This is a genomic window from Pseudomonas sp. AK181 (assembly GCF_051122975.1).
Lineage (GTDB): Bacteria > Pseudomonadota > Gammaproteobacteria > Pseudomonadales > Pseudomonadaceae > Aquipseudomonas > Aquipseudomonas lactis.
The window spans coordinates 2,128,798-2,141,565 of record NZ_CP146348.1 but is presented as its reverse complement, the minus strand read 5'-3'; the positions used below and the strand labels follow the sequence as shown (position 1 = coordinate 2,141,565).

12 protein-coding genes are annotated in these 12,768 nt (G+C 59.9%); 8 read left to right on the top strand and 4 right to left on the bottom strand.

Going from position 1 to position 12,768, the window contains the following annotated elements; genetic code table 11:
* Nucleotides 1-141: 141 nt before the first annotated feature.
* Nucleotides 142-855 (bottom strand): UTRA domain-containing protein, encoded by a 714-nt coding sequence (locus V8689_RS10055; protein ID WP_034135004.1) that lies wholly within the window; start codon nucleotides 853-855, stop codon nucleotides 142-144.
* A gap of 351 nt (nucleotides 856-1,206) precedes the next feature.
* Between V8689_RS10055 and V8689_RS10050 the strand changes: the two genes are divergently transcribed.
* From V8689_RS10050 to V8689_RS10015, 8 genes are all read left to right on the top strand, one after another.
* The gene (locus V8689_RS10050; RefSeq protein ID WP_003190150.1) at nucleotides 1,207-2,283 is read left to right on the top strand and encodes an ABC transporter substrate-binding protein; all 1,077 of its coding nucleotides are present in this window, start codon (nucleotides 1,207-1,209) and stop codon (nucleotides 2,281-2,283) included.
* A 177-nt stretch (nucleotides 2,284-2,460) separates the two neighbouring features.
* Nucleotides 2,461-3,267: an alkaline phosphatase family protein gene (locus V8689_RS10045; RefSeq protein WP_056788419.1), complete on the top strand. Its 807-nt coding sequence runs from the start codon at nucleotides 2,461-2,463 to the stop codon at nucleotides 3,265-3,267.
* Entirely contained in the window at nucleotides 3,264-4,109 is an 846-nt protein-coding gene (locus V8689_RS10040) for an ABC transporter permease (RefSeq protein ID WP_056788420.1), read from the top strand. Before V8689_RS10045 ends, V8689_RS10040 begins: the two co-directional genes overlap by 4 nt.
* A complete protein-coding gene (locus V8689_RS10035; protein WP_020301071.1) occupies nucleotides 4,096-4,896 on the top strand; it encodes an ABC transporter permease in 801 nt (266 codons plus the stop codon). The genes V8689_RS10040 and V8689_RS10035 overlap by 14 nt, the downstream gene beginning before the upstream one ends.
* Nucleotides 4,893-5,882, top strand: coding sequence for an ABC transporter ATP-binding protein (locus V8689_RS10030; protein WP_056788422.1), 990 nt, complete (start codon nucleotides 4,893-4,895; stop codon nucleotides 5,880-5,882). Before V8689_RS10035 ends, V8689_RS10030 begins: the two co-directional genes overlap by 4 nt.
* Before the next feature lie 33 nt (nucleotides 5,883-5,915).
* The gene (locus tag V8689_RS10025; RefSeq protein WP_056788423.1) at nucleotides 5,916-6,569 is read left to right on the top strand and encodes an HAD family hydrolase; all 654 of its coding nucleotides are present in this window, start codon (nucleotides 5,916-5,918) and stop codon (nucleotides 6,567-6,569) included.
* A 900-nt stretch (nucleotides 6,570-7,469) separates the two neighbouring features.
* Complete coding sequence (locus V8689_RS10020; protein WP_223816873.1) at nucleotides 7,470-9,551, top strand: carboxy terminal-processing peptidase; 2,082 nt, start codon at nucleotides 7,470-7,472, stop codon at nucleotides 9,549-9,551.
* A gap of 117 nt (nucleotides 9,552-9,668) precedes the next feature.
* Entirely contained in the window at nucleotides 9,669-11,438 is a 1,770-nt protein-coding gene (locus V8689_RS10015) for a bifunctional diguanylate cyclase/phosphodiesterase (RefSeq protein ID WP_032892566.1), read from the top strand.
* Here V8689_RS10015 and V8689_RS10010 read toward each other — a convergent pair.
* The 3 genes from V8689_RS10010 to V8689_RS10000 form a co-directional block, all read right to left on the bottom strand.
* Complete coding sequence (locus V8689_RS10010; RefSeq protein ID WP_003190138.1) at nucleotides 11,435-11,806, bottom strand: hypothetical protein; 372 nt, start codon at nucleotides 11,804-11,806, stop codon at nucleotides 11,435-11,437. The genes V8689_RS10015 and V8689_RS10010 overlap by 4 nt on opposite strands.
* Nucleotides 11,803-12,141: a helix-turn-helix domain-containing protein gene (locus V8689_RS10005; RefSeq protein WP_044273065.1), complete on the bottom strand. Its 339-nt coding sequence runs from the start codon at nucleotides 12,139-12,141 to the stop codon at nucleotides 11,803-11,805. The genes V8689_RS10010 and V8689_RS10005 overlap by 4 nt, the downstream gene beginning before the upstream one ends.
* Nucleotides 12,142-12,237: 96 nt before the next feature.
* Nucleotides 12,238-12,693, bottom strand: a complete 456-nt coding sequence (locus tag V8689_RS10000) for a YkvA family protein (protein ID WP_056788425.1) — start codon at nucleotides 12,691-12,693, stop codon at nucleotides 12,238-12,240.
* Nucleotides 12,694-12,768 lie beyond the last annotated feature (75 nt).

Genomic DNA, 12,768 nt, shown 5'->3' with positions numbered 1-12,768 from the left:
CCACCGATCCGTCAGCGATAAACTCGGTTCAATGTGGGAGCTGGCTTGCCTGCGATGCGGGCGCCTCGGTTTATCAGGCATACCGAGTCGATGCCATCGCAGGCAAGCCAGCTCCCACATTGGATCGCGGTGCATCAGCCGCTACACCACATCCACCCCCACATGAATCGCATCATGCCGCCAGAACTCCAGGTCACAGTCGATCAGGCGTTGATGCTGGTCGTAGTTGACCCGGGCGATACGCAAGCCCGGGCTGCCCACCGAGACCCGCAGCGCAGCGGCCGCTTCCACCGGCAGTGAGGTCGGCACAATCTCGAACCGCACCCGACCGTAGTGCAAGTCATATTTGCGCGCATACAACTCAGTCATCGACTGATTCAAATCACACGCCAGGATCCCCGGAAAATACTGGGGGTTCAGGTAGTGCTCCACGTACAACACCAGGCGTCCGTCAATCCTGCGGCCCCGGCAAATCTGGATCACGCTCGACAACGCCGGCAATTGCAACCAAGCGCACACCGCCGCCGACGCCGGTTGCAAACGTGCGGAAATGACCTGCGTGGAAGCCTCACGCCCCTGGTCGCTGACCATGGCGTGAAAATGGCTGCGCTGCATCAGGTTATAGGCCAGCCGGGGCGGCGAGACGAACCAGCCCCGACGCTCTTCACGGTAGATCTGCCCTTGGGCTTCCAGTTGTAACAAGGCTTCCCGCACGGTAATCCGAGTGGTACCAAACAACTCGCTGAGCTTGCGTTCGGCGGGCAGTTTGCTGGCAGGCGGCAACAGGCCATGGTCGATCTGCTCTTGCAGCGCCAGGCCGATGGAAGTTACCGCCTTGATTGCCTCATCACGCATCAACGTTACCTATCTGGACTAGACCAGCACCGTTCAGGTGCACAAAACGCGCTCTATCTGGGCTTTTGCTGCTGTGTGCCAGCCTAGGCACTCCAGATGACCGACAGATGACAAAGGCTGTCGACTGCCTCTACCACACCCTGCAATACATCGGCCAAGTCCAGGGCCTGCGGGCACTTGGGCATGGTCTACGCTAAGTCGGAGCTGAGCGACATCAGCGCTTCAAAAACGACATCGACATGAAACTGTCATCCAGGGGGCCTAGATTGGCTCAGGTATTGCTGACCTAGACCAAACCACCGCTAACGTTCAGATAAAACGCCGCGTTGAAAACGCCCAAAGGAGCTTCGGATGAAACAGCTTTTCCTGGCATCACTGTTAGGCTCGACCATTGCCATGTGCACCGCCGCCATGGCTGCTGATACCGATCTAAAAACCTTGGAAGCCGCCGCCAAAGCGGAAGGCGCCGTCAACAGCGTCGGCATGCCCGATGACTGGGCCAACTGGAAAGGCACCTGGGAAGACCTGGCCAAGACCTACGGCCTCAAGCACATCGACACCGACATGAGCTCGGCCCAGGAAATCGCCAAGTTCAAAGCCGAAAAAGACAACGCGAGCGCCGATATCGGTGACGTGGGCGCGGCCTTCGGCCCTATCGCGGTGAAGCAGGAAGTCACCCAGCCGTACAAGCCGTCCACCTGGGCCCAGGTGCCGGATTGGGCGAAAGACAAGGACGGTCACTGGGCCCTGGCCTACACCGGCACCATTGCCTTTATCGTCAACAAGAAGCTGCTGCATGGCTCCGAAGTGCCTACCACCTGGGCTGACCTGCAAACCGGCAAGTACAAAGTATCGGTGGGTGACGTGAGCACCGCCGCCCAGGCTTCGAACGCAGTACTCGCCGCGGCCATCGCCAACAAGGGCGACGAGAAAAACATCGCACCGGGCCTGCAATTTTTCACCAAGATCGCTCAGCAGGGTCGCCTTTCGCTGTCCAACCCGACCATCGCCACCATGGAAAAAGGCGAAGTCGAAGTGGGCCTCGTCTGGGACTTCAACGGCCTTAGCTACAAGGCCAAGATGGCCAACCCGGATGACTACGTGGTGCTGATCCCCTCGGATGGCTCGGTTAAATCCGGCTACACCACCATCATCAACAAATACGCCAAGCACCCGAACGCCGCCAAGCTCACCCGCGAATACATCTTCAGCGATGCCGGCCAGCTCAACCTGGCACGTGGCAATGCGCGTCCGATCCGCGCTGAAACCGACTTGAAACTGCCGGCAGACGTTGCCAAGAACCTGATCCCGGGCGAGCAGTACACCAAGGCCAACCCGCAGCCGATCAAGGATGCCGATGCTTGGGAAGCGACCTCCAAGAAGCTGCCACAGATGTGGAATGAGCAGGTCATCGTAGAAATGAAGTAATCGGTCTCTCTGATCCAAAGGCGGTCAGTGTGGGAGCTGGCTTGCCTGCGATAGCGGGCTGACATTCAATATTTGTGTCCACTGATACACCGCCATCGCAGGCAAGCCAGCTCCCACATTTGATCCCATTCCAAGTTAATACTGAGCCATACCATCTGTTGCGGAGCCCCAGCCCCCATGAAGCACAACGTCATCCTTGTGGTGCTCGACGGCCTCAACTTCGAGGTCGCCCGGCACGCCATGGGGCACTTGCAGGCCTATGTCGGCGCAGGACGCGCAGCCCTCTACACACTGGAATGTGAACTGCCTGCCCTGTCCCGCCCGCTGTACGAGTGCATCCTCACCGGCGTGCCGCCGATTCAAAGCGGTATCGTGCACAACAACGTCTCGCGCCTGTCCACCCAGCGCAGCATTTTCCATTACGCCACCGATGCAGGTTTGAGCACTGCGGCGGCGGCTTACCATTGGGTCAGCGAGCTGTATAACCGCACGCCCTTTCTCGCCGCCCGCGATCGTCACACCGACGACCAGGCGCTGGCGATCCAGCACGGGCATTTCTACTGGAATGACCACTACCCCGATTCCCACCTGTTCGCCGATGCCGAAAGCCTGCGGCTCAAGCACGCGCCAAACTTCTTGCTGGTGCACCCGATGAACATCGACGATGCCGGCCACAAGCACGGCCTCGACACCGCGCAATACCGCAACAGCGCACGCTCGGCGGACATCATCCTGGCCGACTACCTGCAAGGCTGGCTCGATGCCGGCTACCAGGTACTGGTCACCGCCGACCACGGCATGAACAACGACCGCTCCCACAACGGCCTGTTGCGCGAAGAACGGGAAGTGCCATTGTTTGTGATCGGTGACGCCTTCAGCCTGGACAGTCATGCAGCACCGAAACAGACCGACCTGTGCGGCACCGTTTGCGAACTGCTGGGCGTGCCCCACGACAAACCTGTGTGCCGGGAGTTGCTCAAGTGAATGCATTGACCCGCGGCAAATGGCTGGCCCTGCTATGTCTGCTGCCCTTCGCACTGTTCTTTATCGTGTTCGAGATCGCGCCGCTGGTGTGGGTGCTCATCAGCAGCCTGCAAACCGAAGAGGCCGGCTGGAGCCTGGAAAACTTCACCCGCATCTTCACCTCTAAGTTCTACCGACAGGCGATCCAGTTCAGCCTGGAGATCAGTTTCTACTCCAGCATCTTCGGCATCATCATCGCCACTCTGGGCAGCTACTCGCTGCGCCGGGTGGATTCGCCGCTGCGCAACTTCGTCACCGCGTTCGCCAACATGACCAGCAACTTCGCCGGCGTACCCCTGGCCTTCGCGTTCATCATCCTGCTGGGGTTCAACGGCAGCATCACCCTCATGCTCAAGCAAGCCGGGATCATTGAGGACTTCAACCTGTACTCCAAAACCGGCCTGATCATCCTCTATACCTACTTCCAGATTCCCCTCGGCGTGCTGCTGCTCTACCCGGCCTTCGACGCATTGCGCGAAGACTGGCGCGAGTCGGCCGCCCTGCTCGGTGCGAATGGCTGGCAGTTCTGGCGGCATATCGGCCTGCCGGTGCTCACCCCGGCCCTGCTCGGTACCTTTGTGATCCTGTTGGCCAACGCCCTCGGCGCCTATGCCACGGTCTATGCGCTTACTACTGGCAACTTCAACGTGCTGCCGATTCGCATTGCCGGCCTGGTGTCTGGCGATGTGTCGCTGGACCCGAACCTGGCCAGCGCCCTGGCCGTGGTGCTGGTGGCGCTGATGACCGTGGTCACGGTGGTGCATCAACTGCTGCTCAAGAGGAGCTACCATGTCTCGCGCTGAAGCCGGCTCGGCCTCCCTCTACCACCGGGTGGTGGTGTACCTGTTGTTCCTGATCCTGGTGCTGCCGTTGGTAGGCACCTTTGTCTACTCGATTTCCAGCAGTTGGTCGGCAACCATCCTGCCCGCCGGCTTCAGCGTGAAATGGTATGTACAGCTGTGGAGCGACCCGCGCTTTCTGATGGCCTTCGGGCAATCGTTACTGGTCTGCGTGGGCGCATTGATCCTTTCAGTGGTGTTGATTTTGCCGCTGCTGTTCGTGGTGCATTACCACTTTCCCAAGCTCGACGCGCTGATGAACATCCTCATCCTGCTGCCCTTTGCGGTGCCGCCGGTGGTGTCCTCGGTAGGTTTGCTGCAACTGTACGGTTCCGGGCCGCTGGCGATGGTGGGCACGCCGTGGATTCTGATCGGCTGCTACTTCACCGTCGCGCTGCCGTTCATGTACCGCGCGATCACCAACAACCTGCAAGCCATCAACCTGCGCGACCTGATGGACGCGTCGCAACTGCTCGGCGCCAGCACCTGGCAGGCCGCGATCCTGGTGGTGCTGCCCAACCTGCGCAAGGGCCTGATGGTGGCGCTGCTGCTGTCGTTCTCGTTCCTGTTCGGCGAGTTCGTGTTCGCCAACATCCTCGTCGGCACCCGCTACGAAACCCTGCAGGTGTACCTCAACAACATGCGCAACAGCAGCGGCCATTTCACCAGTGCCGTGGTGATCTCCTATTTCTTCTTTGTGCTGGTGCTCACCTGGGCCGCCACGCTCTTGAACAAGGACAAAAGCCAATGAGCTTCGTCAGCGTCCAACACCTGCAAAAAGGCTACACCGGCACCCCGGTGTTCGGCGATATCAATTGCGAGATCGCCAAGGGCGAGTTCGTCACCCTGCTCGGCCCGTCCGGTTGCGGCAAATCCACCCTGCTGCGTTGTATCGCCGGGCTTACCCCGGTGGACAGTGGCCAAATCCTCCTGGATGGCCAGGACATCGTGCCCCTGAGCCCGCAGAAACGCCAGATCGGCATGGTATTCCAGAGCTACGCGCTGTTCCCCAACATGACCGTGGAGCAGAACGTCGCCTTCGGCCTGCGCATGCAGAAGGTCAACGCCGACGACAGCCACAAGCGCGTGCAAGAAGTGCTGCAACTGGTGGAGCTCAAGGACCTGGCCGGCCGCTATCCGCACCAGATGTCCGGTGGCCAGTGCCAGCGCGTCGCCCTCGCCCGCTCACTGGTGACCCGCCCGCGCCTGCTGCTGCTGGATGAACCGCTGTCGGCATTGGATGCACGGATTCGCAAGCATTTGCGCGAACAGATCCGCCAGATCCAGCGCGAGCTGGGGCTGACCACGATCTTCGTGACCCACGACCAGGAAGAAGCGCTGACCATGTCCGACCGCATCTTCTTGATGAACCAGGGCAAGATCGTGCAGAGCGGCGATGCCGAAACCCTCTATACCGCGCCGGTGGATGCGTTTGCTGCCGGGTTTATCGGCAACTACAACCTGCTCGATGCAGACAAGGCCAGCCAACTGCTGCAACGGCCGATCAGCGGGCGCATCGCGATTCGCCCCGAGGCCATCGAGTTGAGCCGCAGCGGCGAGCTCGATGCGCTGGTGCGTAGCCACAGCCTGCTGGGCAACGTGATTCGCTACCGCATCGAAGCCCGCGGCGTCGAGCTGGTAGTGGACGTGCTCAATCGTTCGGCCGACGACCTGCACCCGGATGGCCAGCGCCTGGCACTTTCCATCGACCCCAGCGCACTGTGTGAAGTAGCCTGACAGGCAGCGACCTATTGAGAGAGAGCATCACCGATGGCATTGGTAATTTTTGATCTGGACGACACCCTCATCCACGGCGACTGCGCCACGCTGTGGAGCGAACAGATGGGCCGCCTCGGCTGGGTCGACCCTGAGTCATTCATGCGCCGGAACAACGAGCTGATGGACGCCTACAGCCAGGGCCATCTGCGGATGGAAGATTTCATGGATTTCAGCCTGGAGCCGATGATCGGCCGCACCCCGGAAGAAATCGAGCACCTGGTGGAGCCGTGGGTCGAAGACGTGATCGAGCCGCTGATCTACAGCGACGCCACCAAGACCATCGCCCGCCACCGCGCGAACGGCGACCGGATCCTGGTGATTTCTGCTTCGGGCACTCACCTGGTCACGCCGATTGCGGCGCGTATCGGTATCGAGGAAGTGCTGGGGATTAACCTGGAAGTCAGCCACGGCGTGTACAGCGGTAAGACCGTAGGCGTGCTGACCTATCGCGAGGGCAAGATCACGCGCTTGGTGGAATGGCTGGAGCAGGAAGGTGAAACCCTTGAAGGTGCGTATTTTTACTCGGATTCGCGCAATGATTTGCCGCTGCTGCTCAAGGTGGATCACCCGCAGGTGGTGAACCCGGACCCCGTATTGCGCGCCCATGCCGAACAGGCCGGCTGGCCCATCCACCACTGGACCTGACTCAATAGAGATCAACCTGTGGGAGCTGGCTTGCCTGCGATAGCCATCGGTATGTACACAACTTTGTGGGTTGTAACAGCAGACGGTAACCACGATGCGAAGCGAGTCGCTCTTGATCTTGCTCTTGATCTGCTTTTGATCTTGATCTCAGGCGCCCCGTTAAACCACGCTGGCCGAACGCAGGCTTGAATCCGTGGGTAACCCGGCAGGACGCCGGGTTAGCCGTCCTGGGCCAAGGATGGCCCATGACGGCGGCCCACGGATTCAAGCCGGAGTGAGGGCACACCGAGCCCAAGCGAGGTGCCGAGTGGTGGGGCAAGAGCGTTTTGCTTACTTTGCCGCTTTTGCAAAGTGAGCCGCCGTCAGGGCGGAACCCTAAGTGGCCGTTACCTAAATAACGGATATGTACCCTGTCCAACTGTGTTGACTGTTAGGCCGTCTTCGCAGGCAAGCCAGCTCCCACATTTGGATCGCGGCGCGTCAGTTAGAACAGCGTCGGCTATCCGGTCGTCACGGGAGCAAGCTCCCTCGCCACAGGTCCAGCGTCGTATCGAAGTTGTGTCGATACCTATGCTGCGATAGCGGTGCAACAGTGAAGAATTCTTCATCTGGTGCACCGCTATCGCAGACAAGCCAGCTCCCACACTGACTGCATTTCAATCCAGGATTCGCTCAGGCCGTTGGCAATATGGACTACACCGAACGTAGGACGGGGTTGTTCTAGCCCTCCACATCACCGTCAACGCCTTGCAATGCTTTCACAGTGCCTCCATAGTGAGTCTGGACTGAGCCCGGAGCTGTAGCGCCGGGCTTTTTGCATTATGCGACCGGACCATATGGAACCGGCTCCCTCAAAGACGGCCTAATATGCGTTATCAATTGCCCCCGCGTCGAATCAGCATGAAGCATCTGTTCCCCAGCACCGCCCTCGCTTTTTTCATTGGTCTCGGCTTCGCGTCGATGTCGACCAATACGTTCGCAGCCAATAGCTGGGACAACCTTCAGCCTGATCGCGATGAGGTGATTGCCAGCCTTAACGTCGTCGAGTTGCTCAAGCGCCATCACTACAGCAAGCCGCCGCTGGACGACGCTCGCTCAGTGATCATCTACGACAGCTACCTCAAGCTGCTGGACCCGTCGCGCAGCTACTTCCTGGCCAGCGATATCGCTGAGTTCGACAAGTGGAAGACGCAATTCGACGATTTCCTCAAGAGCGGCGACCTGCAGCCTGGCTTCACTATCTACAAGCGCTACCTGGACCGCGTCAAAGCGCGTCTGGACTTCGCGTTGGGTGAGCTGAACAAAGGCGTCGACAAGCTCGACTTCACCCAGAAAGAAACCCTGCTGGTGGACCGCAAGGACGCCCCTTGGCTGACCAGCACCGCAGCCCTGGACGACCTGTGGCGCAAACGCGTCAAGGACGAAGTGCTGCGCTTGAAGATTGCCGGCAAAGAGCCCAAGGCCATTCAAGAGCTGTTGACCAAGCGCTACAAGAACCAGCTGGCACGCCTGGACCAGACCCGTGCCGAGGATATCTTCCAGGCCTACATTAATACCTTTGCGATGTCCTACGACCCGCACACCAATTATCTGTCGCCAGATAACGCGGAAAATTTCGATATCAATATGAGTCTGTCCCTGGAAGGCATCGGTGCCGTCCTGCAAAGCGACAATGACCAGGTGAAGATCGTACGTCTGGTGCCGGCAGGCCCTGCTGACAAAACCAAGCAAGTGGCACCGGCCGACAAGATCATCGGCGTGGCCCAGGCCGACAAAGAGATGGTCGATGTGGTCGGCTGGCGCCTGGACGAAGTGGTCAAGCTGATCCGTGGGCCAAAAGGCAGCGTGGTGCGCCTGGAAGTGATTCCGCACACCAATGCACCGAACGACCAGACCAGCAAGATCGTGTCCATCACCCGTGAAGCGGTGAAGCTCGAAGACCAGGCCGTGCAGAAGAAAGTCCTCAACCTCAAGCAGGATGGCAAGGACTACAAGCTGGGCGTGATTGAAATCCCGGCCTTCTACCTGGACTTCAAGGCGTTCCGTGCCGGTGATCCGGACTACAAGTCCACCACCCGCGACGTGAAGAAAATCCTCACAGAACTGCAGAAAGAGAAAGTCGACGGCGTGGTCATCGACCTGCGCAACAACGGCGGCGGCTCCCTGCAGGAAGCTACCGAGCTGACCAGCCTGTTTATCGACAAAGGCCCGACCGTGTTGGTACGCAACGCTGACGGCCGTGTCGACGTGCTGGAAGACGAGAACCCGGGTGCCTTCTACAAAGGGCCAATGGCGCTGCTGGTCAACCGCCTCTCGGCCTCGGCCTCGGAGATTTTCGCCGGTGCCATGCAGGACTACCACCGTGCACTGATCATCGGCGGCCAGACCTTCGGCAAAGGCACCGTGCAGACCATCCAGCCGCTGAACCATGGCGAGCTCAAGCTGACACTGGCCAAGTTCTACCGGGTATCCGGGCAGAGCACCCAGCATCAGGGCGTGCTGCCGGATATCGATTTCCCGTCGATCATCGACACCAAGGAAATCGGCGAAAGCGCCCTGCCTGAAGCCATGCCGTGGGACACCATCCGCCCCGCGATCAAGCCGGCGTCGGATCCGTTCAAGCCGTTCCTGGCTCAGTTGAAGGCTGATCACGACACCCGCTCCGCCAAGGATGCCGAGTTCGTGTTTATCCGCGACAAGCTGGCCCTGGCCAAGAAGTTGATGGAAGAGAAGACCGTCAGCCTCAACGAAGCGGATCGCCGTGCACAGCACTCCAGCATCGAGAATCAGCAACTGGTGCTGGAAAACACCCGCCGCAAGGCCAAGGGTGAAGACCCGCTCAAAGAGCTGAAGAAAGAAGATGAAGACGCGCTGCCGACCGAGGCGGATAAAACCAAGCCGGAAGACGACGCCTACTTGGCTGAGACTGGCCGGATCCTGCTGGATTACCTGAAAATCACCAAGCAGGTGGCCAAGCAATAAATGATGGCGATTTAATGTGATCGCTCCTCGGAGTGTCATCATATAGACATCATTCTGTCGTGAAATAAAAGGACCGCAGGTTTACGCCTGCGGTCCTTTTTTTTGATCGAGACCGCCATGACCATGACCGAACAGCTGAATGCATTGGGCTCAATCCTGGCTCAAGGCAGTTTGCACAGCCTGTTCCAACCGATCATCTGCCTGTCAGAGCGGCGCATCCTCGGTTACGAAGCCCTCAGTCGCGGCCCGTCCAACAGCCCGCTGCACTCCCCCGTCGCGCTGTTCTCGGTGGCCAGCCATGCCGGGCGCCTGAGCGAACTGGACATGGCGTGTCGAGAGAGCGCATGCCGGCGCTTCAGCGAGCAGAAACTGCCCGGCAAGCTGTTCCTCAATATCTCGCCGGAATCCTTGATGGAGCACGCGCATCAGCCAGGGCGCACCCTGCAACTGTTGCGCGATTTCGGCATCTCTCCCAGTCACGTGGTGATCGAACTCACCGAGCAGGCGCCCACCGACGATTTCGCGCTGTTGCAAACCGCCTTGCACCACTACCGCGACATGGGCTTTGCCATCGCACTGGATGACTTGGGCGCCGGTTATTCGAGCTTGCGGTTGTGGTCGGAACTGCGCCCGGACTACGTGAAGATCGACCGGCACTTTATCGACGGCATTCACCAGGACGCCCTCAAGCGCGAGTTTGTCGGCTCCATCCTGCAGATCGCCAAGGCGTCCCGCGCCCAAGTGATTGCCGAAGGCATCGAGTTGCCGGAAGAACTGGCGGTGTTGACCGAAATGGGCGTCGACCTGGTCCAGGGCTACCTGCTCTGCCGCCCTCAAGAACAGCCGCCGCAGGAAGCGCGCCTGATGCTGCCCAAACCGGATAACGCCATGCTGGCCCTCAATGACGAAGGCAGTGACCTAAGCGCCCTGCTCAATGAGCAGCCCGCCGTGGATCAAGACACCGCCACCGCCCAAGTGCTGGAATCATTCCGCCGCCAGGCCAACCTCAACTCGCTGGCGGTATTGGACGGCTGCGGTCGCCCGGTCGGCATTGTGCACCGGCATTCGCTGTCGGACGCGTTGCTCAAGCCGTTCGCCACCGATTTGTTCGCGCGCAAACCCATCAGCCGCTTGATGAGCGATGACTTTTTGGCAGTGGAACTGAGCCAGTCCTTGCAGCAGGTCAGCCGCTTATTGACCAGCCGCGCACGACAACGCATCGAAGAGGACTTCATCATCACCCTGAACGGTGATTATCTGGGGCTGGGCCGGGTTATCGACGTGCTCAAATTGATCACCGAACTGAAAATCCAGCAGGCCCGCTACGCCAACCCGCTGACCTTGCTGCCTGGCAACGTGCCGATCCAGCAGTGCCTCACCCGGCTGCTGCAGCAACAGCGCGAGTCGGTGATCTGCTATGTGGATATCGACAGCTTCAAGCCGTTCAACGATATCTACGGCTACGGGCGTGGGGATGAAGTGCTGCTGTGCCTGGCGCAGTGCCTGAACGATCGGGTAGACCCCAGCCGCGACTTTGTCGGGCATATTGGCGGCGATGACTTTCTGCTGGTGCTGGGCCCGCAGGATTGGCGCAAGCGCCTCAACCAGCTGCTGGACGACTTCCACACCCAATGCCGACGCTTCTACCGCGCAGAGCACCTTGAGGCTGGCTGCTTCGTGGCCCTCAACCGCCAGGGCGCGCGCCAGGAATTTGCATTGCTGTCGCTGTCCATCGGCGTGGTGCACTTGTATCCACAGGCCTGTGCGCAACTCGATGCCAGCCAGTTGGCAGAGCTGGCTTCACAAGCCAAGCACCATGCCAAGGATGTGGCGGGCTACAGCATCCACGTGATCGACAGCATGGACAGCTGCACCCAGGCGCTCTAGGCCTCGGCGGATTCCGGGTACTCGTACTCGAACACCCGCACCACTTCGGATGCATGCCAGGACGCAGCGGCCACACCATCGGAAGGCCCGCTGAACCGCCCCAGACGCTCCACACACTCAAAAAAACCGGTGCGCGGCAGGCGGCTGGCGCCCTGGCTGATCACCAGGGAACTGCGCAGCGGTTGCTCCGCCTTGGCATCCAGCGCCGCCAGGTGCTCCAAGGCCGCAGCCAGGGTCTGCATGGCCGGCGTGGGGAATTGCAGGCGCTCCAGCAGCGCACGATATGTCAGCAAATGGCGCTGGCGACGCGCCTGGTCCAATTCATTGATTAACCCATCCCAGTGTTGACGGCTGATACGTAGGCTCAAGACTCATCCCTCCAACCTGCAACGCCCAATTCCCAGGCCAGGCTGCGGCGAATGGCGGCATCCGGCTGGCGTTCACCACTTTCTATCAATCCAAGATACGAAGGGCTGATGCCCACGGTACGTGCCAGGGCCTCGATCGCCAGGCCCTTGGCCTCACGCAGGCCGCGCAGGGCTGCAAGCGGGCGCAGGTCCTGCTCGGAGGCGGTGGGCGCAGCAGAAGGAGAAGCGCGTGGCGGTTGCAACTGACCGGCGGCTTTTAGCAGCGCCTGGTACTGGTCCCATGGCAACACCGCATACTCGGGTTCGCCATCGCGTGAAATGATCTGGATATCCATGACTGCCCCGTAGGATAAAAACACTTACTAAGTAAGTTATTTCCTTAAGAGTGTAATCCTAACAGCCACAAAGGTCGCAGGGGATAGCTGGCGACATTAGTTTTTTTGCGGGTTTTCCCGGGCCAGCAGCTCAGGCGTCGCAGGCAGCCGCTCAACCACCGCGAGTTTTTCCGGACGTTGTGCATCGCGCCAGGCGCGAAAAGCGCTCAGCTCGCCGCTCAGGGTCTTCATGACCCACGCCAGCACGGCGATGTCGTCGAGCATGCCGAACATGGGGAGAAAATCCGGAATCGCATCAATCGGGCTAAGAAAATACATCAGCCCCGCCACCACCGAGATCAACGCCTTAGGGCTGATCGCACGGTATTCGCCGCGCCAGTAAGCCAGGCACAGGGCCTGCAGCAACTTAAGATCATCCTTGAGCTGGCCGAGCCGATTGCCTTGGCTTGAGCCTTTGGCTGCAACGGCAAACAACAGGGTTGGCAAACGCCCACGGCCGAGCAAGCGCGCGGCCATCGGCAGGAAACGGGTGAAATTGAACGGTGGTTTCATAGGGCACTCCAGTTCCAGGCGACATAAAAGGTTATCCACACAAATTGTGGATAACCTTGTGAACAGAGCCTGTTT

Coding starts and splice junctions, on each gene's coding strand:
- V8689_RS10020 (WP_223816873.1), top strand. CDS start 7,470: ATGAAGCATCTGTTCCCCAGCACCGCCCTCGCTTTTTTCATTGGTCTC.
- V8689_RS10030 (WP_056788422.1), top strand. CDS start 4,893: ATGAGCTTCGTCAGCGTCCAACACCTGCAAAAAGGCTACACCGGCACC.
- V8689_RS10045 (WP_056788419.1), top strand. CDS start 2,461: ATGAAGCACAACGTCATCCTTGTGGTGCTCGACGGCCTCAACTTCGAG.
- V8689_RS10000 (WP_056788425.1), bottom strand. CDS start 12,693: ATGAAACCACCGTTCAATTTCACCCGTTTCCTGCCGATGGCCGCGCGC.
- V8689_RS10025 (WP_056788423.1), top strand. CDS start 5,916: ATGGCATTGGTAATTTTTGATCTGGACGACACCCTCATCCACGGCGAC.
- V8689_RS10035 (WP_020301071.1), top strand. CDS start 4,096: ATGTCTCGCGCTGAAGCCGGCTCGGCCTCCCTCTACCACCGGGTGGTG.
- V8689_RS10005 (WP_044273065.1), bottom strand. CDS start 12,141: ATGGATATCCAGATCATTTCACGCGATGGCGAACCCGAGTATGCGGTG.
- V8689_RS10015 (WP_032892566.1), top strand. CDS start 9,669: ATGACCATGACCGAACAGCTGAATGCATTGGGCTCAATCCTGGCTCAA.
- V8689_RS10055 (WP_034135004.1), bottom strand. CDS start 855: ATGCGTGATGAGGCAATCAAGGCGGTAACTTCCATCGGCCTGGCGCTG.
- V8689_RS10050 (WP_003190150.1), top strand. CDS start 1,207: ATGAAACAGCTTTTCCTGGCATCACTGTTAGGCTCGACCATTGCCATG.